Genomic DNA, 24,030 nt, shown 5'->3' on the forward strand with positions numbered 1-24,030 from the left:
AAGCTGTTTTTCTGAGTATTCGTGAAACAGCTTTTTTGAATCCGGCTCATTGATGAAAGAAGCTTCTTGCGGCTTCCACATCATCAGCAATCGCTGCCTTGAGAGCATCCAGCGATTCAAACTTTTTCTCACTGCGGATCTTCTTGATAAATTCTACCCGCAGGGTGTGGCCATACAGGTCACCCTGATAGTCCAGAAGGTGCACTTCCAGCATGGCACGGGTGGCATTCACGGTTGGCCTGACACCCAGGTTAGCCACCGCATCATAGCTTCGGCCATCGAACCATGCCCTGACTGCAAACACTCCCTGTATAGGCAGTGTCCGCCTGCAGACACGTATATTCGCAGTTGGAAAGCCCAACTGCCTGCCCAACTGCTGGCCTTTTGTAACACGCCCCATCATGGTGAAGGGACGTCCTAACAATTTCTCTGCCGCATCCAGACTCACACTCGCCAACTGCTCACGAATCCGGGTACTGCTGATACGGTCCATATCCATAGATACCGTTCGGGTGTCGCACACCTCGAACCCGAATTGATCGCCCATCTTTCTCAGGTGCGCAAAATTTCCCTGCCGCTTCAATCCGTAACGGAAATCATCTCCCACTATCAGATAGCGTATATCCAGTCCATCCACCAGCACCTTCATAACAAAATCATCCGGTGTCAGGTTTTGCAGTTTCTGATTGAAAGGCAGGCACAGTACCTGATCTACACCGGCTTCTTCCAGAAGTGTCAGTTTCTCTCTCAGGTTAGTCAGTCTTGCCGGTGCCTGATCGCCCTGAAAATATTCCCGGGGCTGAGGTTCAAAAGTGATCACACAAATCCTGACATCCAACTCGAAAGCTTGCTGCCGCAGTGTCTCCAGGATAGTCCGGTGTCCAAGATGAACACCATCAAAATTACCAATAGTCGCAACACAGGCGCGATGCTCCGGTCTGATATTGTGCATTCCGCGAATCAACTGCATTAGGCGGTCTATTCTCTGTTAGGCTGGCAAAGGCAGGGATTATATCTCAGGAGCGTTTTGTACTTAAGAGCCATGTTCATCAAATCACCGCTCTTTTTTCCCGGGTTGAATCTGTCGCCCGGAAAAGTACTGAAAGGAAGCCTGACAGACAGTAAAAAACTGCCCGCCAGACACTGCTCATTAATGCCTGAAGTGAACAGGGCGCAAACCGACAACCAGTAAGGCCGTTGCGTAAACAGCAAGCCCGGCAGCAACCACTTTCGCCATTTCAAACACTCGCTGCCAGAGCGTTGCATCCAGCCACCAGGCAGCGTCACCCGCCATCCAGAGCAGTAGCACCGCCATTGCGAGATTGGCAAAGATCAGTCGCCCGCAGAACGACCACCACCCCGATTCAGGAGTGAATACACCGGAACGCTTTAACCCCCAGAACAATAGTCCGGCATTCAGGAAAGCAGACAGGGTAGTAGCCAGGGCCAGACCCGCATGTTTAAGCCAGAAAACCAACATCAGATTAAAAGCCATATTGGCCACCATCGCAATGATGGCAATCTTGACCGGAGTTTTGGTGTCCTGACGGGCAAAGTAGCCGGGTGCAAGCACCTTGATCAGCATAAAAGCAATCAATCCCAGGGAATAAGCCCGAAGACTCATACCCGCCATAATAACGTCCCGGTTCTGCATCTCACCGTAGTCGAACAATGTTGCCAACAGAGGCTCTGACAGAATGAACAGCGCAATGCCCGCCGGAACGCCAATCAACAGGACAAGACGAATTGCCCAGTCCAGGGTTTTGGAAAACTGATCTCCGTGGTCATCAGCATGCTTGCGAGAGAGGCTTGGAAGAATCACTGTGGCAATAGCAATACCGAAAACACCCAGCGGCAGTTCAGACAAACGGTCTGAGTAATAAAGCCAGGAGACACTCCCGGTTTCCAGAAAAGACGCCAGCACCGTATCCAGTAATAAGTTGACCTGACTGACAGACACCCCAAACAACGCTGGAATCATCAGTTTCATGATACGCCTTACACCCTCATGCTTATGTCCCCACCCGGGAGCTGGCAGCAAGCGAATCTGCAATAAAAAAGGAATTTGCAATAACAACTGTGACACGCCGGCAATCACCACACCCCAGGCCAGAGCCATGACAGGCTCATCAAACCATTGCGACAGCAATACAGTAGAGCCAATCATGCTGAGATTCAGCAGAACCGGGGTAAACGCAGGTACTGCAAAGCGGTTGTAACTATTCAGAATGGAGCCCGCCAGAGCCGTCAGCGAGATCAACAGAAGATAGGGAAAGGTAATCCTCAACATCTCCTGAGCCAACAACAGTTTTTCGGGATAATCCATAAAACCCGGAGCAAACAGGCGGATTAACAGGGGAGAGGCCAACATGCAGACCAGGGTCACCAACAGCAGCAAACCTGCCAGAGTGCCACTGACCCGACTGATCAGATAGCGCACCTCATCAAAGCTGCGTTTAGTACGATACTCTGACAACACCGGCACAAATGCCTGGGAGAAAGCCCCCTCAGCAAACAGTCGACGAAGAAAATTTGGAATCTTGAAGGCAACAAAAAACGCATCTGCTGACGATGTGGAACCAAAATACCCAGCAATAACCACATCTCTGGCCAACCCCAAAATCCGGGAAAGCATGGTCATTATGCCCACGACCAGGCTCGACCTCAGCAAACTGGGTGATTTATCCTCAGCTTCACTCTTCTGAGGACTGTCTGATAAGTTTTCTGTGGACATTCAGGTCGCTCAAACGATCAAAAACCGATAATAGTACTGAGTTGTCAAAGTTATTAACAGCCTCACCATTCGGGTTTGCACGCCATAGCGCCAGGAAGCCTTATTGACAACCCTTGTCCAAATAGGCATGATTCCGCGACTTGACTGTATGGGTATGGCACTGGTGAGACCCTTGCCCGGGGGATTCATTTGTGACGCGGCAAACACCATACTCCCAACAGGGTGCCCGAAGCAGCCCTGTTTAAAAACAGTGCAAATGGTTAATTAAGATTCTTAGGAGCACCACAAATGGCTAACTCTCCATCCGCCAAGAAGCGCGCCCGTCAGGCTGAGAAGCGTCGTACTCACAATGCTTCCCTGCGCTCCATGGTTCGCACTTCCATCAAAAAAGTAGTTCGCGCCATCGAAGCCAAAGACGTTGAACTGGCTAAAACTGAATACACTGCGGCTGTTCCAGTGATCGACCGCATGGCCGACAAAGGCATCATCCACAAAAACAAGGCTGCTCGCCACAAGAGCCGCCTGAATGCACAGATCAAAGCTCTGTCTGCATAATTGCCAGCCCTTGCATAGCAAGGGCATAACAAAAAGGCCGGTTTTCACCGGCTTTTTTTATGCCTTTACAAATTGAAACTTAAAATTCACAACTATACTTCCGCATTATTTCTTCCTACCCCCTCTCAACGAGGACCTTAACCATGCGGCATTTTTATTCGTTAATCTTACTCGCTTTCACCAGTCTGGCAGCAACGTTCTCTTACGCGACGCCAGCCCTACCTCCGGAAATCACTCTGGTGCTCTGTGCCCCCAAAGGCACAACGACCGATTTAATTACCGAGATGGGGATAGCCAGATTTGACTACAAAATAAATCCCGTCAAGGCTGCCGCACTCGTGCAAAAGACGATATCCGACCACCCTTTGCATCCCAAGGTCGTTTGCACCGGCGAAATTTCAAAAATCATGGAGAAAGTCAAAATTGGCAGCCAGCCTGCTGCAAACGACAACGATCAGGAAGCCTTCCGGAAGATCGCGGACGCTGTTGCGAAGACTGAAAAGTCGTCCAACTTGTTCCGCAAAGGGGATCATGAGTTTTATTACCGCACCGTCTCCCCGGAGAATTCAAAAGAGATCCTGATGGAACCCGGAAAGGCTCAGGCTCTCTATCAAAAAGATTCCGGCATACCTAACGCTGGAATCAGTGATTATATGAACAGAAATAGCGGCACGCTTCTCCTGCTTCCACCTCTGGTATTCGCCGCAAGTGGTGCTTCTGAATACACCATTTACTACATCCTGGCACTCGGCCTGGGAATTTCGTTCCAGCAAACAGGCATCTGGAATTCACTCACCATTCTGGCGCTGAATACCGCCGGCATTGCCGCCCAGGCAGGTCTGCTCTTTCAACAAAACAAAGGGGGCGAGTTTCAAGATGAGTGGGACACCAATGGTTATTCCGCAGAGGCAGTTAAAGAAGAGTATGAGAAGCTACGTGCTTCGGAGGCAGATTATAACACGGTGGCAACAACCTCATGGGCTATTCTGACCCAGCAGGTTGCAGCCACTGCATTTACATTCAGCGCTATCAAATTGGCAGCGGCCAAATATCTGAGCATGGGCACAACACAGGCACTGGGCGTTTCATTTGGTCAGGCAGCGTTTAACATCATCTTCGAAAGCATAACAGGCTACCCGCTGGAAGATTGCATCCCTATTTTCAAATACGATAAAAATTACAGCGCCATCAGCGCCAGAAACTGGCCTTACTACGGCAAGAAATTTGTCGCCACTAATTTTTTCATGATTCACTGGGCCGCCAAACATTCAGGATTTATTGCTCGAAAAACCGCTTGGCTTGGTGGGCATCTGGGAAGAGCAGCATCCTTTTTGTGGAAAAAGAAACAGGATTGACAATAATTATACCGGTGTCCATGAAACCGGGATCAGATCATAAAGACGAATACCTCAATGAGTTGCGATCTGATCCCATACCTGACTCAATGCCCAGCAAGCACCATATTATCTCGATGCAAAAGCTCGGGCTCACCTGAATAACCTAACAACTCACCAATCTGGTGACTGGGTTTGCCCATGATCTTCCGGGCATCATCAGCCCCGTAATTGATCAAGCCACGGGCCACTTCCTGACCCGACTCATCAATGCAGGCCACCATCTCGCCCCGAAGGAAGTGACCTTCTACAGCCTTTACCCCCACGGCAAGAAGACTTTTGCCCTGGTTTTTAAGCACATTAACGGCACCCGCATCCAGAACCAGCTTTCCTGAAGTTTGCATGTGCCCCTGCAACCACTGCTTGCGAGCAGCCAATCGCTCATGATCCGGAGTGAGCAAGGTCCCCAAAGCTTCCTGTTCAAAAAGGCGAGTGATGACACTCTCAATCTTGCCGCCCACAATAACCGTTGCCGCACCAGATGCCGCCGCCTGACGAGCCGCCCGAAGCTTGGTTTGCATGCCACCGCGCCCCAAACGACCACTGCCACCACCTGCCATAACATCCAGGGACGAATCAAAGGCCCTGGCCTCACTCACCAGTCTCGCCCTGGGGTCTTTACGAGGATCGGCAGTATACAAACCTTCCTGATCCGTCAGAATCACCAGGATATCGGCCTCCACCAGGTTGGCCACCAGAGCACCGAGAGTATCGTTATCACCAAAGCGAATCTCATCGGTCACAACGGTATCGTTCTCATTAACGACGGGAACCACATCCATATCAAGCAGTGTTCTCAAGGCGCTGCGAGCATTCAGATAGCGTTGACGATTACTGTGGTCCGCATGGGTCAGTAACACCTGAGCCGGCTGGATACCATGCCTCTGAAAGCTGCTCTCCCAGGTTTGAACGAGTCGCGTTTGCCCCACGGCAGCCGCAGCCTGAAGCTCGTTCAGAGCGGTCGGTCGCTCCTTTTGTCCAAGCTTTTCCATGCCAGCCGCGACAGCTCCGGATGACACCAGAACCAGCTCAACACCTTGCTTACGCAGTTCGCACAACTCATCGACCCAGCCATCTATCTGATCAATAGCCAGACCACGCCCTTCATCCGTTAACAGGGCGCTACCTATTTTGACCACCCAGCGTCGGGCTGTTTTCAGCCTGCTACGCTCACTCATGTTGCTCTCCTGCACTTTCTCCTGCACTCGCTCCTGAACCTGAGAAGGCTGTCGTGCAGTGCTTCGCTAATACTGAGTTATAAAGTGGTTCAGCTTTGCTCGCCAGTTTTGCCACAGCCTCTAAGGTGCGTAGAAGACTTCAACATCATCATCGTCGTCGTCATGATCATCATCGTCCCGAGCCGCTTTTTCAGCTTTTCTGGCAAGACGCTGCTGCCTCCTCTCTTCCGCCAGCTCACGCATACGCCCTCTGGCTTCGTGCTCCAGCTTCTGACGGGCCTCTGCTTCCTGAGCAGCCAGTTCAGCATCTTCGCTCTCCTGAAGATTACGCTCTTCAATGTAAGACATCAGATCCTGGGCCAACTTTTCTGTACCCCGGGAAGAGATTGCGGAAATCTTGTAAACAGGTCCTTCCCAGCCCAGCTCTGCAATCACCCGATCACAGATCTCCTGCTGTTGCTCTTCGGGCAACAAATCCAGCTTGTTCAGCACCAGCCAGCGCTCACGTTCAGCCAGAGCCGGACTGAAACTTTTCAACTCATCGACAATGGCATTTGCCACATGCACAGGATCGCTCTCGTCGAAGGGAGCCACATCGACCAAATGCAGGAGTACACGACAACGTGAAAGATGCTTAAGGAATCGAATTCCCAGACCCGCACCATCGGCAGCCCCCTCAATCAGACCGGGAATATCAGCGATAACAAAACTGCGATGCTTCTCCACACTCACCACACCGAGATTAGGAACCAGCGTGGTAAAGGGATAGTCTGCTACTTTCGGCCTGGCATGAGAGACTGAGCGAATAAAGGTAGACTTACCCGCATTGGGCATACCCAGAAGCCCCACGTCAGCGATAACCTTGAGCTCCAGTCTGAGCGAACGCTCTTCACCCAGAGAACCCTTGGTTGTCTGCCTCGGAGCACGGTTGACGCTGGATTTAAAGCGGGTGTTACCCAGACCATGCCAGCCACCCTGGGCCACCAGTAATTTCTGACCCTCGTGTGTCAGATCACCAATCACTTCTTCTGTTTCATCATCCACAACCGTAGTACCCACAGGCACTGGCAATTCCAGATCCTGACCCTTGGCACCGGAGCAATTGCGACCACGACCCGACTCACCACTTTCTGCCTGATAGCTGCGCTGATAGCGATAATCCACCAGCGTGTTCAGGTCGTTCCCGGCAACCACATAGATGCTGCCTCCGTCACCGCCATCGCCACCGTCCGGCCCCCCTTTGGCAACATACTTTTCTCGCCTGAAACTCAGGCAGCCATTGCCACCTTTGCCAGCCTGAACCCTGATGGTGGCTTCATCGACAAACTTCATTCAAAACCTCCCGCAGCAATGACTTCAGACGGCCAATGCCTGCAGATAAATACTCACCCAAATGCCTGCAGCAAAAGAAAAGCATTGACCTCCAGACACTCAACTTCAGGAGTCTACACCACTCAAATCACTTTACGCATATACAAGAAAGCCCCGCCAAAAAGCAGGGCTTTCCCGTGGCGCCACCCTCAACAGGGGGTAAACACCAGAAAAGTACTGTTACGCAGCTTCGATGCGAACGTACTTACGCTTCTGAGGACCTTTAACCTCAAAAACAACCTTACCGTCAGCCTTGGCAAACAGGGTATGATCCCTGCCAATACCGACGTTTTCACCCGCGTGGAACTTGGTGCCACGCTGACGAACCAGGATATTACCTGCGTTGACTACCTGACCGCCGAAACGCTTAACGCCAAGGCGTTTACTTTCTGAATCGCGACCGTTACGAGTAGAACCACCTGCTTTTTTGTGAGCCATGCTGCTCTCCTTTTAGCCCGGTCAAACAGCCGGCTACCACACCAGATGCAGACCTTAGAAGTATTTAACGAACTGTTTCCAGTCCATCAGCCATGCCCTTTTAATCAGCCTTGAGCGGCTTCAGCAATTAAAAGGCCTGATTATTAGCCAGCAATGCCGGTAATTTTCAGCTCAGTGAACCACTGACGGTGGCCCATCTGCTTGCGGTGATGCTTACGACGCTTGAACTTTATGATCTTGATCTTTGGACCACGACCATGAGCTACAACTTCAGCAGTCACCTTGGCACCTTCAACAACAGGAGCGCCGATCTTGACTTCTTCACCATTAGCTACCAGCAGAACGTCGTTAATATCCAGGCTTTCACCTGCAGCTACGTCCAGTTTTTCAACCTTCAGGGTTGTGCCTTCAGCAACACGGTACTGTTTGCCGCCAGTTTTGATAACTGCGTACATATTTATCTCCGAAAATCCTTAATAGCCTCTTTGTCAAAGGCATCCGGCGAGATCCAGGCTTTGGTTCAAGAAAACAAGACCAGGGTACTCAGACCGGAATTTTCAATGCCATCTACGTCTATCTGATCATCACTTCAAGGTGGGCTGCGCCGCATAAACTTCTGATCAACTCTGAAAACAGAGCTCAAAAGCATGACAAAATGGACCGCCGCCCGGATTCTCAGTCAGATTGTAAGACAGGGGCGCAAATTCTAAGGAATTGCAATCCGACTGGCAACCCCGATTTATCCTTTATGACCCCTGGGGGTGATACCCATGAAATAAGCACCAAAGTCATACAGCTATTGACAGCCGGGTGGTCTCTACCTACGATGCTCGATTTCCCTATCTCTGCAGCAGCCTTATGCCTGAACGCAACAAGCACTCCTTTCAAACCGTTGTCAGCGAAGATTTTGCTCTGGTTAACCAGTACATCGCCGAACAACTGCACTCGGATGTTGTCATGGTCAGCAAAATTGGCCAGTACATAATCCAGTCCGGAGGCAAACGGCTCAGACCCCTTCTGGTTCTGCTGACCGCAGGCGCCACAGGCTTCCGGGGACAGGACCATATCCCACTGGCGGCTATCATCGAGTTTCTCCATACCGCAACGCTGCTGCACGATGATGTCGTGGACCAGTCGGACCTCCGCCGAGGTCGCGATACGGTCAACGCGCTCTGGGGTAATGCTCCCAGTGTTCTGGTGGGCGACTTTCTCTATTCCCGAGCCTTTCAGATGATGGTCAGTCTGGACAACATGAAGCTGCTCAAGATTCTCTCTGATGCCACTAATATCATTGCTGAGGGTGAAGTCATGCAGTTGATGAATATCAACGATGCCAGCGTGACAGAAGAACAGTATATGGATGTTATCCGATGTAAGACCGCCATGCTCTTTGAAGCCTCTACCCATACTGCAGCGATCCTGTCTAATGTGGACAGCAGGGTTGAACAATCTCTGAGAGATTATGGCAATCATCTGGGCATGGCATTCCAGCTGGTAGACGACCTGCTGGACTATGAGGGCAACAGCGAAGACATGGGAAAAAACCTCGGCGATGACCTGGCAGAAGGCAAACCCACTTTGCCCTTGATATTCACTCTCTCCCAGGGCACCCCGGAGCAGAAAGCACTGGTCAGGGAAGCTATTGAACAGGGTGGTCTGGATAAGATTGATCAAATTGTTGAGGCGGTTCGCACCTGTGGAGCGCTGAATTACACATCCCGCATAGCCAGAGAACAGTCTGAGAAGGCCATTGCCTGCCTGCAGGCCTTGCCTGACAGCGAGTATCGTGACGCTATGGAAGACCTGGCACGTTTTGCTGTGGCCAGAACATTCTGAACACTACCGAACAGCTTCTCTCTTCAGGTGGATGCTATCCACCTGCAAGGCACTGAACCTTTATTTCACTCTAAACCATCGGGTGTGAGCAGCTGACAAGCAGATTCACCTTCTGTTGGTTAGCCACCCAAACTCTTATGGGATCAAGCTGCACCTCAGAACCCATCAACTTGATAAGCCCTTCATTTTATTCATCTATCAGATTTTGATCTACGACTTCTATCATCCGAATCGAAGGGGGCAAAACACATAATGAGAAAATAACAGAAAAATGTAGGGAACATTTTCATGAAATCACAGTCTAAACCTTCATTATGGTCAGAAATACTGGAAAACAACTGAGAAACCACTTAGCAAGAATTGATTAATCGGCTTATCTCAGCGTCTGTGTCTAACTGACCACTCATGCTCAAATTGGAGATTGCTATGATACATGATTTTTCCTTAACAAAGACTGATACGAGATGGCAATCATCCCAGAATCATGGAGAACAAACCGCTTCTTCAGTATTGCCCCTTGTGAACATCGATTCATCGGTTGTGAACATCGATTCATTGCCCTTAACACCTGAACCACAAAGTACCGGGCTGCAAAGACGCTCCAGAATTGAAGCAATTAATCAATCATGCCTTCGATGCCTGCTACCCAAATTACCCGAATCTTTTCGGTTGGATTTTGACCTTAGTGAAATTGAACGCCAGATTGATAGCTATCGGAATAGCTTTCAAGCTTATGCCGATAAGGATAAGCCTTTGGAAGCTTATGAGCGCAACAAATTGGCATTGAGAACACTGGAGTCTAATATAGATGAGAATCTCAGGTGGCCCGTACGCAGACACGATAACAGAAGATACGTCAGGCTACAGAATAGACTTGATGAACAAATACAGAATGTAGATACACTCTTGAAAGCTAATTTGAAGCGTGCCACCCAATCATTTTCCAGTATCAGCCCCCTACTGAACCTCGTCTACTCAGAGCTACCTGAGTTCATTGAATTCCCCGATACGATCTGCCCGCTAAAGGACTCATTAAAGAGGTTATTTGACGAGGACCAGGCTCAGCACCCTCACTCTGGTAATGCCGAGACTCTCCAGTTGATATACAAGGTTTCTTGTTTGGTCGATCAAAAGATAGAGGAAGAGCAAAAAAGCCTGGATCATTTTCGCATTAAACTGCAGATGAGGAGGCAAGAAAGAACACAAAGAGACTTAGAGCTTCTTAAAAATCTGAATGCAACCCTGCATGACATGGCCGTTGCTAATATGTGCCGTCACCTTGATTCACTCAACACTATGGAGTCGTTAATAGAATTCGTTGAAAATCATGGCGGAAATATAAGAACCCTGTCAGATTCAAACCATAACTCTCTTATTCAGCGTATGATAAAAACAATAGAGCATTTACCTGAAAAGGTATCCGCTGAACCACTGTTTTTACTTGATAAGAAGATGGAAGCTATTCGTGAAGACAGTAAAAAAATAATTCTCAAAAAGGCATCTTCTTTACTAACCAACGAGATCGACTCATTAGATGCCGGGATAAAGGCTTTTATCAGAGCAAGTCTTACTGGACTGGGTGGATTTAGAAAAGATGAGGTTGCCGAGGCATTATTCTATAAGATGTGTACATTTATTAAAGACTTTGATGATGCACTTCTTACATTTGATAAAGTCACTGCCTTAAATCCACATACCTCAAAAAAACATTCTGATATCTTGTATAAAAAAGTGGTATCCCAGGCAGTCAGTTTCGAGCACTTTTACCGGCTCACCAATCATACAGCTTTTGATAAAGACAAGAGCACCCTTTTCCTGAAAGCTTTTGTTGCTCTCTCTGAATGATTGAAACAAATGTACACTTAATTTACAGCTATTATGGAAACACCTTTTCATAGTAGTAACCTGTCATGTCTGCTTCTATTATTGCCCGCCGAGAGAAAACTATTGTCCAGCAGATTGTGGTGCCTATTGATTCTGGGAACATGCTGAATCTTGAAGATGGTTTGCAGAGAGCACTGAATGAAGCAGGGCAACTCGGAACTCAAGAGTTACTGAAGCTATTTGAGCCCCCTAATAAAGAACCTATCGTCGTTAACCAGCAGAAGTGGAGCAGCTATAAGGGAAAAGTGCTGAAGCACTACGAAACCTTATACGGGCGCGTACCCATGGAACGTTCTGTTTATCAGGGGGTCAGGGGTGGAAGTACTTTGGCACCGATTGATCTTCGCACTGGGATTGTTGGCTCTGCTACACCCAAATTTGCCAAAACTCTTGCCTGGAAATACAGTCAGATGCCTGCTCCTGCTGTAAAAGAAGATTTTGAAACCAATCATCAAAGAGTACTGTCAAACTCGTACATCAAGCATTTATCCTACAGATTAGGTGCGTTAGTCGAAGACCAGAAAGACACTCGCTACGACTTGCCATCACTTACCGAGTCCGTGGAAACAATCGCTATCGGTCTGGATGGCACCTGCATGCTGCTGCGAGTATCGTGACGCTACGGAAGACCTGGCACGTTTTGCTGTGGCCAGAACATTCTGAACACTAGGAGCCTGCCGAACAGCTTCTCTCTTCAGGTGGATGCTATCCACCTGCAAGGCACTGAACCTTTATTTCAACCTAAACCATTAAGTGTGAGCAGCTGGCAAGCAGATTCACCTTCTGTTGGTCAGCCACCCAACCTCTTATTGGATCAAGCTGCGCCTCAGAACCCATCGGTCTGATAATTACCTGACCTGAATCCACCGTCGCAGGATGTCGGGAGCAGTTTATGCCTTTTTGAGTGAAGCAACGATGGCTGGATCAGAGGTTGGAAGGACAGGCTTCATCAGCAATGCAGCAAAGATTTCACGTAATGAGAAAATAACAGAAAAAATGTATGGAACATTTTCATGAAATCACAGTCTAACCCGCCATTATGGTCAGAAATACTCGAAAACAACTGAGGAACCACTTAGCAAGAATTGATTAATCGGCTTTTCTCAGCGTCTGTTTCTAACTGACTACTCAGGCTCAAATTGGAGATTACTATGATACATGATTTTTCCTTAACAAAAACTGATACGAGATGGCAATCATCCCAGAATCATGGAGAACAAACTACTTCAGTATTGCCCCTTGTGAACATCGATTCATCGGCCTTAACAAGTGGACCACAAAGTACCGGACTACAAAGACGCTCCAGAATTGCAGCACTTGATCAATCATGTTTTCGATGCCTGCTACCCAATTTTGTTTGGTTGCGTTTAGGCCTCAGTGAAATTGAACGCCAGATTGATAGCTATCGGAGTAGCTTTCAAGCTTATGCAAATAAGGATAAGCCTTTGGAAGATTATGAGCGCAACAAATTGGCGTTGGAAACACTGAAATCTAATATAGATGAGAATCTTAAGTGGCCCGTACACAGATACGATAACAGAAGATACGTCAGACTACAGAATAGACTTGATGAACAAATACAGAATATATATACGCTCCTGGAAGATAATCTGAAGCGTGCCACCCAATCATTTTCCAGTATCAGCCCCCTACTGAATCTCGTCTACTCAGAGCTATCTGAGTTCATTGCATTCCACGATGCGCTCTGTCCGCTAATGGACTCATTAAAGAGGTTATTTGACAAGGACCAGGCTCAGCACCCTCACTCTGGTAATGCCGAGACTCTCCAGTTGATATACAAGGTTTCTTGTTTGGTCGATCAAAAGATAGAGGAAGAGCAAAAAGACCTGGATCATCTTCGCAGTAGACTGCAGACGTGGGGGCAAGAAAGAATACAAAGCAACTTAGAGCTTCTTAAAAATCTGAATGCAACACTGCACGACATAGCTGTTGCTAATATGTGCCGTCACCTTGATTCACTCAACACTATGGAGTCATTAATAGAATTCGTTGAAAATCATGAAGGAAATATAAGAATCCTGTCAGATTTAAAGCATAATCTTCTTATTCAGCATATGATAAAAACAATAGAAGATTTACCTGAAGAGGTATCCACTGAACCATTGTTTTTACTTAATAAGAAGATGGAAGCTATTCATAAAGACAGTAAAAAAACAATTCTCAAAAAGGCATCCTCTTTACTAACCAACGAGGTCGACTCATTAGCTGCCGGGATAAAGGCTTTTGTCAGAGTAAGTCTTGCTGGACTGGGCGGATTTACTAGAGATGAGGTTGCCGACAGATTATTCAATAAGATGTGTACATTTATTAAAAACTTTGATGATGCACTTCTTACATTTGATAAAGTCACTGCCTTAAATCCACACTTCTCAAGACATTCTGATATCTTGTATAAAAAAGTGGTATCCCAGGCAGTCAGTTTCGAGCACTTTTACCGACTCACCAAACATACAGCTTTTGATAAAGACAAGAGCACCTTTTGCCTGAAAGCTTTAGCAATAAATCCAGATCATGTTGACCTCAGGAAACTTCATAAAAAAATCATTGAACAGAAAATTAATCAACAGTTTTATAAAACCGTAGACGCATCAAGAAAAGTTTTTATTAAAAACAGTCAGTCACAGATTGAAAAGATTATTGGCTCACACAAAACTAATTATCAAAATCAAATTAGCACTCTAATTAGAGAACCAAGTATTCTCACACGCTACAATGAAAAAATTAAAGAAGCTACCAAGAAATTTGAAAAAGCTGATCTTAGTTTTCGCCACATTAGAAGTCGTCTTGACACAGATAGATTAAAAATACCTTTAAAAAAGGCTATTACGCTTTCCTTGGAAGCTATGATACTAGCACCCACAGACAAAATGAGAAAAAGCGCTGAAGAACTAATCGACAAATTTTTTAATGAAACACATATGAACCCACGGACTTACCAAAAAAAAATACCGAGACCAAAAATAATAAATAAAGAGATTAAAAAGATCAAAGCTTATCCAACCACAGAAAACAAATGTCAGAATTTAAAAGAAACTGCCATCGCTAATCTCAAGCGCAAGCTTGACGCTCAGGTTTTAATTAAATCCCATGAGTTCGATAAACTTGTGAGCCAGAAAAAGCAAGAATTAGACAACTCATTGTCGTTGCACCATCAGAAGCTTGGCAGTTATTACCATAGCTTGGCTCAAATGAGTCCCACTGCCTGGTTTTTTCCAATAGATGGGTTTTTGATGCCCTATGTGTATGCTGCCCTATTAAGCCCTGAATATCCCGTCAATATGGGTAGCAGATATTCATCTGATACCGGTGATGTGCGCGGAGATCTTTCTCCGTCTACTGTCACAGGAAATTTATCAATTTCAGATTCAGTCATTGGAGATGTTCTTGATCAAGGCAGTCTCGATTTAAGCGGTATCGGTGACAGCATCGATTTAAGCGGTCTGGGTAACAGTCTCGACTTAGGCAGTCTCGATTTAGGCAACCTCGAGCTAGGCAACCTCGAGCTAGGCAACCTCGAGCTAGGCAACCTCGAGATAGGCAACCTCGAGCTAGGCAACCTCGAGATAGGCAACCTCGAGATAGGCAACATCGAGATAGGCAACATCGAGATAGGCAACATCGATTTTAGCGGTCCAGATAACAGTTTCGATTTAGGTTTCTAGTAAAACAACAGACAGCCATGTTCGTAGACAGAGGGTTATTTGCAGACGTCAGAAAAGGACTAATCAACCTATAAGCCTCGTAAGACAGATCCAAAATACTTTCTGTCTATGTCAGACTTGAGGAAGCTTTGAAACCTGGCTTAGCAGTTGGAGGCTCTCATGCTGTTTAGCACCGGGAAAAACAAGGCGGGCAGAGTTCACACCCGCAAGATTTTCGGTGGTTATTTCACTTTAAACCGAGCTTTATGAGCAAGCTTATGAGCAAATTCACCCAGACGCTTTTTGTTCAACTTAGTCTTGAACCCGGGGATGTTGATGTTCATTTGCTGCAATTCAAGATTACCTGAACCAAACTGGAAAGCCTGACTGAGGTTACGATCCTCCCGGCTAACGGGTTTGCGGGGATCCGGGACATAGCCTCTGGCCTCCACTTCGGCAGCAAAGCGCTTGATAGAGGCGTCGGCTTCTCCGGTTCGATCCTTGCCACTTTTACAATTGATATGACCCACTGCGCCTATCTTGAATGCCAGCAACTGAATTCGCTCAACCATCTTATAGGCATCTTCGCCTTCTGTTTGATAGTCGCCTGAAACATGAAGATCCCTGATCTGTTCAACCAGCATACGAACAATCTGCTTGGATTGCTCCGGGGCCGAGCCTGCCAGATAGTCGCCAACCCAACCGCCAACAGGATCGAACTGGTCTAAAGAGCCCATCAGTTCAATAAGTCCCTCATTATTAACCCGCTTGGCCTCACCCCAGGGACGGACAACCGACTTCAGACCACCCAATGACAGTGAATTGACACCATAATTAGTGTTGGCCAGCTTCATATTGACTCTGAGTTGATATTTTTCGCCTTTGGCATCAGAAATAACCAATGGCTTACCATCGTTGAGTTCTTTCTGAACTTCCTTGAGGGCGGCGACCTGCTCTCTCTGCATCTTCAGTTCATCATCATGAATATGCAGATAGTGCCTCAGTTTGTCGGCACTGAGCATAGACGTGGAGAGCATTTTCAAAGGAACAGGCTGCCCCGATGTCAGATAGTCTGGATTATCATCCAGAAACTGTTTTACAGCCGCCGTCACCAACTCCCTGGCCCGGTTTTTGGCTGCGGCAAGTCGAGGCTCTTTTTCTTTTATCCCATAGGCCGAGAGGGTTCCGGAACGCAACCCTTTGAACAGAACTTTCTTGTTCCCCATTTCTGCAGTGGACAGCTCAGATTGTGCCATATTGACGGCATGAACGCGTTCTCTGGTTTCAGTCGAAGGCCTGCCCATACCCTCATAAGAATGCTCAAAGATATCTTTTGCTCCTTCTCCCCACTTCATTTGCGAAGCAGGGGTCAGCTGACTCTCATAATGCCGGGTTCGCCCCTCAATCCTCACATCCAGATGGGTAGTGATTTTTTCCCATTGAACTGTTGAGAGCACCTCACTGCGTGATTCTTTCAGTTTCTTGCTGGCATTATCCAGACCCACCTCTCCCAGCCGCTTCAGTATACAGGCGGTATAAGCCTTTGCATCAACCACGGGAAGAGCGTCAGCCCGGGAAGCTCTTCCAGTTAGCTTCGCTCTGGCTGGAGGAAGATCATTGTCTGTTCCTTCCTGAATACGGTCAAAATGGTCACTCCACGTCTGGTGCAATGCCTCCAGCTTTGCCAGCTTGCTGGTTTTCTTTCTGCTGAGTAGACCTTTCTTACCTGAGTTGTTGATGAGTGCACTTTCATGCTCAATTTCATTCTTGAGAACATTAATTGCGGAAATCAGTTCCTGACCTTTAAACTTTTTCCACTGCTGCGGCCCCAGTGGATTCTCCTGGTCACTGACCTCCAGCTGATCGATAAAATCCAACACACCATCGAGCTGCCCCACCAGATCATGGATTAGAGCCTGCTGCAATTGGGCAGGCAAATTTTGTGAATGCCGTTCCAGTGCATCCAGCGTCTTGATAAGTTGCTTGGCAAGCTCTCTGGCCTCTTCAGCCTGTTCGGCATAACTGGTGTTCTGCAGACGCTCCAATGGGGAACCGGAAAGAAGCCCAGAAACACGGTTGGTGTAATACTCGGCATTACCTATCAGCTCCATCTCGTATTGGCTGATATAGAGATCATCACCTTCTATCGGAGTTCCCGGGACTTTGTCCCTATCAAAGTGCTCTTCGGCCCAGAGCCTGAGCTGACCGGGAAAAAGAGTATGTCCCTCCTCTGTTTCCCCGGTGAGAAAGCGGGCCGTTTCGGGAATATTGGCTGAGAAGATGGATTCATGCTGAGCGACCACTTTTACCGCAAGCTCAAGAGCCTTTGATTGACTCAGATAATCGGTATGACCAGAGAGCTGAAACTGAACGACTTCCTTAAGATGCTCCTGCTCATGTGGAGGAAGAGATCGCCACTTAAAAGGTGTCGCAGTCTCAAAGGCTTTTGCCACCATATCGGAATCCAGCCAGAGCTCTATACTGCTGCAATTCAGCTTTCTGACATCCCTTAGCAGGTCTGTGGCCCGTGTTTCCAGCTTTTTAATGTTTCTTTGGTTCAGCGGCTTGCTTTTGAGATCATTGTGAAGCTGATTTTCCACAAAACTGCCGTACTTGAAAACAAATGCCGTAGTACCTTCACTGGCACTGAGTTTTTCACCTTCCCTCAGCTCTCTGACAGGAAGCGGCAGCAACTCGGCCTCCCGGCCTCGCCACTTGCCTCTGACAGAAATGTCACTGGATTCATCCTGCCCTCTGTCCAGCAGGGGTTGCAAGCATTGCAAAGTCCGTTGCGATGGATTCAAAACACTCACTTCCTTATCATCAATCTCCTCGCAACTTTATCGACCGGTTTCGCCAAAAGTCCTGTGTTATCAAGCACAACATCCGATTTCAATCTTTTATGATGATTCTGGCTTTGCGCAACAGAGCGGATATAATGTCGCCATTTTTTCAAGCTCTGGAATCAGGCAAAACATCAATGAGTGGATTATCCCCCGAAGTGGCAAAGCGTCGAACCTTTGCGATCATCAGTCACCCGGACGCCGGTAAAACCACCATCACAGAAAAGCTGCTGCTTCTGGGTGGTGCTATCCAGATGGCCGGCACTGTAAAAGGTCGTAAAAGCGGTCGTATGGCTACTTCTGACTGGATGAAAATGGAACAGGAAAGAGGTATCTCGATCACCACCTCGGTTATGCAGTTCCCTTACAAAGGTTGCACTGTCAACCTGCTGGACACTCCCGGACACGAAGACTTCTCGGAAGACACCTACCGAACCCTGACAGCAGTGGATAGCTGCCTGATGGTGATTGACGGCGCCAAGGGTGTCGAAGACCGGACCATTAAACTGATGGAGGTCTGTCGTCTGAGAGACACTCCAATCTTTACCTTTGTTAATAAGATGGACCGTGAAGTCCGGGACCAGATTGAAGTGCTGGACGAAGTGGAAAGCATCCTGAAAATTCAGTGTGCTCCCATTACCTGGCCGATCAGCATGGGCAAGAATTTCAAGGGGGTTTATAACCTCTACACCGATACTATTCACGTCTTCACCCCCGGCCAGGGACATACTATACCCGACGATATTCGTATCAAGGGTCTTGAGTCGGACGAAGCCAAAGAGCTGCTGGGTGATATTCATGAAGACTTTGTCGATGAGGTGGAACTGGTTCGCGGCGGCAGTCATGAGTTTGACCTGGAAGCCTATCATGCTGGCAAGATGACGCCTGTTTTCTTTGGTACTGCCCTAGCCAACTTTGGCGTCCGTGAAATGCTGGACGACTTTGCCGAGTGGGCTCCAGCGCCTCTGGCTCGTATAACAGATCAGAGGGCAGTGGAGCCGGACGAAGCCAAATTTTCTGGCTTTGTATTCAAGATCCAGGCCAATATGGACCCTAAACATCGTGACCGCATTGCCTTCCTGCGCATCTGTTCCGGAAAATACACCCGTAATATGAAAATGAAGCATGTGCGAATCGGCAAAGATGTAAAAATTGCCGACGCTGTCACTTTTCTTGCAGGTGATCGCTCCCATGTCGAGGAAGCTATCTCCGGTGACATTATCGGTCTGCACAACCACGGCACTATCCAGATTGGCGATACTTTCAGCCAGGGCGAAGAGATTCGCTTTACCGGGATTCCACACTTCGCCCCCGAACTTTTCAAGCGCGTTCGCCTGAGAGACCCTCTGAAGCTCAAGCAGCTCCAGAAAGGCTTGCAACAACTTTCAGAAGAAGGCGCAACCCAGTTGTTCATGCCTCTGAACAATAATGACCTGATCCTGGGTGCGGTCGGCGTACTCCAGTTTGATGTCGTTATGCGCCGCCTTAAGGATGAGTACAAGGTGGAGGCTATGTACGAGCCGGTCAATGTCAATACCGCCCGCTGGGTGGATTGTACGGACGAACGTAAATTGGAGGAATTCAAGCGCAAATGCGCTGACAATCTGGCGATTGATGGTGGTGGCTACCTGACTTACCTGGCTCCTACCCGTGTCAATCTCTCTCTGGCAGAGGAACGCTACCCGGATATTAGCTTCAGGACCACCCGCGAGCACTGAGCTCTCCTGAATCCTGCCACTTCGCTTTAAAGTGAAGTGACAGGATCAGGCCACGATGACTTCTGAATCAGTGATCCATGGTACTGTGATCCACTGAGCCGTGATCCATCTCGCCATGCTTCGTGGCACTGCCATGGGCCATATCTTTGGTTTCGTGACTAAGATCCTTTACCGGCACTTTTACATCCACAGCGTCTCCGTCAGAGAAATGCAGGGTGACATCAACCTCACTACCGGCTTTCAATGGCCTCTTCAAACCCATCAGCATGATATGATTGCCACCACTTTTGAGATATTCAGTTTTACCTGCCGGTATATCAATATCTTTCAACTCGAACATTTTCATCATATTCCCTTCATGCCTGTGACCGTGCAGCTCAACATGAACCGCGCTATCACTGTCGGCAGAGACCAGCTTGATATCTTCTTTACCTTTGTTGGTAATAGTCAGAAAAGCCGCAGAGTTTGTGGAAACAGCCGGTACCGCTCTTGCGTACTGATCCTTTATCTCAACATCTGCCGCCTGAAGGGCTATAGGTGACATGCCTGCGAAAATGGCCAACGTAGCCATTGCCAATAGCTTCATAATTCAAGTCTCCAGCTCAAAAACAACTGTTGTCACTTCGGAACCTGATTCAATCACCAGTCTGGCCAGCCAGGTCATATCTTTATCAACCGTGCAAAAAGTCAGGTTACCTACGCCACTGAATACCGAAGGCCCAAAAAAAGAGGACTGCTTGTAGAGTGGAAAAGGAGCTAACCCCATCGGCATATCCCGGCCAAAAAACTCCATGGTAACCCTGTCTGCTGACAGGCCTCTCAGGAGAACTTCAACATCCAGCGGCTCCAGCTTCGGCAGACCTGACGGCTTTATTCTCAGCTCAATCTCGCTGTCTGCTGTTGTCAGTCGACAGCCTTCAGCCACCAGACATCTCTTGTGGAAGCTCTGCCCGGTCAGCCCTGTTTCAGATTCCGACTTGAAGTAGCGAGGTATAAAAACCAGTACTGCAATCAGCACCAGCGAAACACCCAACCCTATGTACTGCTTTATTTTCATCGGGGTAACATAACAGACTGAAGCCCGATGACCAACTTTATGAACATTATGTCCCCTATACCAGAATTGTTTGACAGCCATTGTCACCTGGACTTTCCCGAGTTCGACCAGGACCGGGATGAAACCCTTGAACAATGCTGGCTCGCAGGTGTCCGCTCAATCTGCATCCCGGCAACGGAAGCGCGTTACTGGCCCAGAGTTCTGAAACAAGTGAATGATTCGCCCGATTCTGTGCGACGCTTTGTCTCACTCGGACTACATCCTTATTTTCTGAAAAGCCACAGACCTCAACACCTTGATGAATTGAAAGTATTCCTGGAACGTCATTCCAAGACGGTTTGTGCTGTGGGTGAGATAGGCCTGGACTACTCGCTGACCAACTCGGACCGTCAGCAACAGCACTACTATTTTATCAGGCAGCTTGAGCTTGCCGATCAATTTAAGCTACCTGTCATTCTGCACTGCAGGAAAGCACACGATGAAATCCTTAAAGAAATCCGGCAAATTAAACCGGAGAAAGGTGGCATCGTACATGCTTTTTCTGGCAGTGAACAACAGGCCCGACAGTATATTGAACTGGGCTTCAAACTGGGGTTTGGCGGTACAATTACCTACCAGAGGGCCAGAAAAACACGCCAGCTGGCCACCTCGTTACCCCTGAGTAGTATTGTTCTGGAAACCGATGCCCCGGACATGCCGATGTCAGGCTATCAGGGTCAAAGGAACACTCCCACCCTATTACCTGTTGTCCTTGAGCATCTGGCACAATTACGTTCCAGCTCTACAAAAGAGATCGCACAGGCTACTACCGAGAATGCATTATCAATCCTGGCGAAATAATATAACTGGACAACGGCTCAGGCTCAGGTTCGGTTAAATTACCCCCAATCACCATGTCATCAATCTGGCGGATAGGACCGCCCGATGAGCTCAAGAGTGATGACAGGGAAGAGGATGAACTGGAACTGGAAGAAGAATAGAAGCCTGAGTCATCGTCATGACCTCCATCATCATTAAAAGTACCACCATCAGTGGAGAGCGTCGTTGGAAGCACACCGGGCACATTATTCAGGATATTCTGTTCGGACGTTGCAAACATCCAGCGATTAACACCATCGTAGATCAGCACCGGCTCAACTTCAGGAACAGCATCCAATTCACTGATGGTGCCGTCCAGATTAAGGCTCCAGACCTGTATAACACCGCCCAACCGGATCATAAGATACAAAGGTTTATCAGGTGGATGATCCGACCCCAGCAGGGCTGCCCAGGTCATCAAAATAGTAGGAAGTCCGCCCAGATTCCCTTCTGAGAGAAAATCAGCTTCAGCTTCAATATCTGCAGCAATCCAGCTTAAAAGCCTTCTCTGGGCATCAGTCAGATTATTCTGCTCCCAGGTTTTCCATAACTGTCTCAACAGGACAATGACACGCTCCCGATTCAAATAATCGTTTGGCAGAATAGCGTTCAGTGAAACAAATAAACACTCATTGCCATGATGGACCTCGTGAAGAGTCAGCCTTAATGGTTCCAACAACATTCTAGCAAACGAAAGAAAGCTTTCATGTTCCATCGCCACAAGACTTCTACTGGACATGAAAGGTTGGAAGTGATGACGCATACGACTGCTTAATACTTCCGAATCTAATGAATTCTGTTGAAAAAGACGTGTCAGGGCATAGCCTGAGTTAAAATGATGAAGTCGCAACTGTCGAGCCAGATCTGGCAGCTCTGAATCAATAGTTTCTTCTGTCAGTTCAGGAACTTCGTTATTCGTATGCCAATAAAAATGAATGTCCGATAGGTCAGCATTTCTTCTTCTCCAGGTTTTAAACTGCTCAAACAAAACCTGCAAGATTGCAAATAATTCTTTTTTCGTTCGATTACCCAGAAGATAGTTCCGTTTCCACATATTCCAGGTAATTAAATTATCATCACTGTCGAGAAACAGGGCGTGATCAATGGAAGCCCGAGCCCCCGGATCATTCACATGAGTACCTTCGATAATAAGAATATCGCAGGTGATACGCCGGGCTTCTTCAGGACCCAGCTGACCTTCCAGATGGCGACAATAAGGGGCATACCGAAAAGAATCCCCCCGGGCTATCGCTGCCAGACAGCTATCTCTAAGCTCTGCCCGATACTCCTCACCATTGTTGTTCCCTGACGCGCCATCGCCCAGATGGCTGAACATTTCACGTCGGTCGGCACGGGAATGAAGAAAGGTATCAATCCCCAGTGTCTCCAGACAGCAGACCCTGCCTGACAGCTCCGAATGTGATCGTTGATAAAGTGCCGAAGAAGTTCGAAGCTCCTGAGTAAATTGATCAAGAAAAGTAGACTTACCGGCTCCGGAAGGCCCATCCAGACCAATAGTAAAAGGTCTGGAAGAATCATTTTCTCCTTCCAGATTACCCTGTTGCAGATTATAGAGATAATCAAGAAAAGCGTTTATCGCCAGAGCTTGAACAATCAAGCCGTTTGATCCTTCAGCAGTAGTCCAGGGGATAGAAACAATAAAAGCTATAAATAATGAACGACGTCCCGTTCGAGCAAACTCCTTTATTTTTTTAATGAGCAAAACAGTAACTCCAAGCCAATAAACACGACCTTATCTAAAGTAGACTAAAGCGATTCATTCTGCCGAAAGGAAGCTGCTTTTAGTTTATTAATAAATGCACTCTGAAATGAACAAGGCTCGGTTTACTATGAAAACACTTCTATTTTCCAGCCTACAAACCTTCTATAGGATCAAGAGTCAAAAACATGTTGGATTCAAATCTGTCTGCGGCCTTATTTATTACCTCTTTCATGCTTCTTCAGCGCCTTACGTGCTCTTTGACGTACCATTTTTTGCTTCAGAGCCGAGAGTTTGTCAATAAATAATACACCGTCCAGATGGTCGATTTCATGCTGAAAAGCTTCTGAAAGGATACCCTCACCTTCCATCTCGAAAAATTCACCATGACGATCCTGAGCCCTGACTTTGACCCAGCCTGCCCGCTTAACTGCTGCCCAGCAGCCCGGCAGTGAAAGACAGCCCATCTCCATTTTCTGTTCACCCGACTTTTCAATAATCTCAGGATTTACAATGACCAGAGGCTGACTTTTATCACGCGTGACATCAATTACCGCCACTCTCATCCCCAGACCAACTTGTGTAGCAGCCAGCCCGGCACCGTTAACGGCATACATAGTTTCGAACATATCATCCACGATTTTCTGAAAACCCGGACCAAAGTCAGTAACAGGGGTAGTGGGAGTTCTTAAAGCAGGATTGGATTCCGGAACCAGTTTTAAAATCGCCATGGAGTTTCTTCTGTGAATATTTTGTTGGTTGTTACACAACAACTATAGACA

The 24,030-nt window shown here is 47.7% G+C and carries 19 protein-coding genes; 8 read left to right on the forward strand and 11 right to left on the reverse strand.

The genetic code is table 11. From position 1 onward, the window contains the following. Positions 1–46: 46 nt before the first annotated feature. Complete coding sequence (gene ribF, locus ACO6V5_RS11525) at positions 47–970, reverse strand: bifunctional riboflavin kinase/FAD synthetase (protein WP_422132931.1); 924 nt, start codon at positions 968–970, stop codon at positions 47–49. A gap of 180 nt (positions 971–1,150) precedes the next feature. Further along, positions 1,151–2,734, reverse strand: coding sequence for a murein biosynthesis integral membrane protein MurJ (gene murJ / locus ACO6V5_RS11530; protein ID WP_422412565.1), 1,584 nt, complete (start codon positions 2,732–2,734; stop codon positions 1,151–1,153). Positions 2,735–3,022: 288 nt separating this feature from the next. Between murJ and rpsT the strand changes: the two genes are divergently transcribed. Continuing rightward, positions 3,023–3,289, forward strand: coding sequence for a 30S ribosomal protein S20 (rpsT, locus tag ACO6V5_RS11535; RefSeq protein WP_317142656.1), 267 nt, complete (start codon positions 3,023–3,025; stop codon positions 3,287–3,289). 143 nt (positions 3,290–3,432) lie between these two features. Further along, positions 3,433–4,644, forward strand: a complete 1,212-nt coding sequence (locus ACO6V5_RS11540) for a hypothetical protein (RefSeq protein ID WP_422132929.1) — start codon at positions 3,433–3,435, stop codon at positions 4,642–4,644. Between the two features lie 86 nt (positions 4,645–4,730). On the opposite strand, the gene proB is transcribed toward ACO6V5_RS11540, so the two are convergent. From proB to rplU, 4 genes are all read right to left on the reverse strand, one after another. Continuing rightward, entirely contained in the window at positions 4,731–5,861 is a 1,131-nt protein-coding gene (gene proB, locus ACO6V5_RS11545; RefSeq protein ID WP_422132928.1) for a glutamate 5-kinase, read from the reverse strand. Between the two features lie 120 nt (positions 5,862–5,981). After that, complete coding sequence (gene cgtA / locus ACO6V5_RS11550; RefSeq protein ID WP_422412569.1) at positions 5,982–7,193, reverse strand: Obg family GTPase CgtA; 1,212 nt, start codon at positions 7,191–7,193, stop codon at positions 5,982–5,984. A gap of 219 nt (positions 7,194–7,412) precedes the next feature. Beyond that, entirely contained in the window at positions 7,413–7,670 is a 258-nt protein-coding gene (rpmA, locus tag ACO6V5_RS11555) for a 50S ribosomal protein L27 (protein ID WP_422132926.1), read from the reverse strand. Positions 7,671–7,813: 143 nt separating this feature from the next. Then, positions 7,814–8,125, reverse strand: coding sequence for a 50S ribosomal protein L21 (rplU, locus tag ACO6V5_RS11560; protein WP_422132925.1), 312 nt, complete (start codon positions 8,123–8,125; stop codon positions 7,814–7,816). 403 nt (positions 8,126–8,528) lie between these two features. Here rplU and ispB point away from each other — a divergent pair, with 403 nt between their 5' ends. From ispB to ACO6V5_RS11580, 4 genes are all read left to right on the forward strand, one after another. Beyond that, the gene (gene ispB, locus ACO6V5_RS11565) at positions 8,529–9,506 is read left to right on the forward strand and encodes an octaprenyl diphosphate synthase (protein ID WP_422132924.1); all 978 of its coding nucleotides are present in this window, start codon (positions 8,529–8,531) and stop codon (positions 9,504–9,506) included. Between the two features lie 669 nt (positions 9,507–10,175). Beyond that, positions 10,176–11,351 (forward strand): hypothetical protein, encoded by a 1,176-nt coding sequence (locus ACO6V5_RS11570; RefSeq protein WP_422137442.1) that lies wholly within the window; start codon positions 10,176–10,178, stop codon positions 11,349–11,351. A gap of 65 nt (positions 11,352–11,416) precedes the next feature. Further along, positions 11,417–12,007, forward strand: coding sequence for a hypothetical protein (locus ACO6V5_RS11575; protein WP_422132922.1), 591 nt, complete (start codon positions 11,417–11,419; stop codon positions 12,005–12,007). A 534-nt stretch (positions 12,008–12,541) separates the two neighbouring features. Further along, the gene (locus ACO6V5_RS11580) at positions 12,542–15,073 is read left to right on the forward strand and encodes a hypothetical protein (RefSeq protein ID WP_422410651.1); all 2,532 of its coding nucleotides are present in this window, start codon (positions 12,542–12,544) and stop codon (positions 15,071–15,073) included. A gap of 221 nt (positions 15,074–15,294) precedes the next feature. On the opposite strand, the gene ACO6V5_RS11585 is transcribed toward ACO6V5_RS11580, so the two are convergent. Continuing rightward, a complete protein-coding gene (locus ACO6V5_RS11585; RefSeq protein ID WP_422410649.1) occupies positions 15,295–17,856 on the reverse strand; it encodes an inositol phosphate phosphatase SopB in 2,562 nt (853 codons plus the stop codon). A gap of 176 nt (positions 17,857–18,032) precedes the next feature. Here ACO6V5_RS11585 and ACO6V5_RS11590 point away from each other — a divergent pair, with 176 nt between their 5' ends. Continuing rightward, positions 18,033–19,613 (forward strand): peptide chain release factor 3, encoded by a 1,581-nt coding sequence (locus ACO6V5_RS11590; protein WP_422137439.1) that lies wholly within the window; start codon positions 18,033–18,035, stop codon positions 19,611–19,613. Positions 19,614–19,680: 67 nt separating this feature from the next. Here the strand turns inward: ACO6V5_RS11590 and ACO6V5_RS11595 are convergent, their stop codons facing one another. After that, complete coding sequence (locus tag ACO6V5_RS11595) at positions 19,681–20,199, reverse strand: copper chaperone PCu(A)C (protein WP_422132917.1); 519 nt, start codon at positions 20,197–20,199, stop codon at positions 19,681–19,683. A 3-nt stretch (positions 20,200–20,202) separates the two neighbouring features. Beyond that, the gene (locus ACO6V5_RS11600) at positions 20,203–20,670 is read right to left on the reverse strand and encodes a hypothetical protein (protein ID WP_422132916.1); all 468 of its coding nucleotides are present in this window, start codon (positions 20,668–20,670) and stop codon (positions 20,203–20,205) included. Positions 20,671–20,718: 48 nt separating this feature from the next. Here ACO6V5_RS11600 and ACO6V5_RS11605 point away from each other — a divergent pair, with 48 nt between their 5' ends. After that, positions 20,719–21,510, forward strand: coding sequence for a TatD family hydrolase (locus ACO6V5_RS11605; RefSeq protein ID WP_422410646.1), 792 nt, complete (start codon positions 20,719–20,721; stop codon positions 21,508–21,510). On the opposite strand, the gene ACO6V5_RS11610 is transcribed toward ACO6V5_RS11605, so the two are convergent. Both ACO6V5_RS11610 and def read right to left on the reverse strand, forming a co-directional pair. Beyond that, positions 21,476–23,251: a hypothetical protein gene (locus ACO6V5_RS11610; RefSeq protein ID WP_422410644.1), complete on the reverse strand. Its 1,776-nt coding sequence runs from the start codon at positions 23,249–23,251 to the stop codon at positions 21,476–21,478. The two genes, ACO6V5_RS11605 and ACO6V5_RS11610, sit on opposite strands and share 35 nt — an antisense overlap. 212 nt (positions 23,252–23,463) lie before the next feature. After that, positions 23,464–23,979 (reverse strand): peptide deformylase, encoded by a 516-nt coding sequence (gene def / locus ACO6V5_RS11615; protein WP_422137435.1) that lies wholly within the window; start codon positions 23,977–23,979, stop codon positions 23,464–23,466. Positions 23,980–24,030: the final 51 nt, after the last annotated feature.

It is taken from the genome of Endozoicomonas sp. ALD068 (assembly GCF_049310145.1).
Lineage (GTDB): Bacteria > Pseudomonadota > Gammaproteobacteria > Pseudomonadales > Endozoicomonadaceae > Endozoicomonas_A.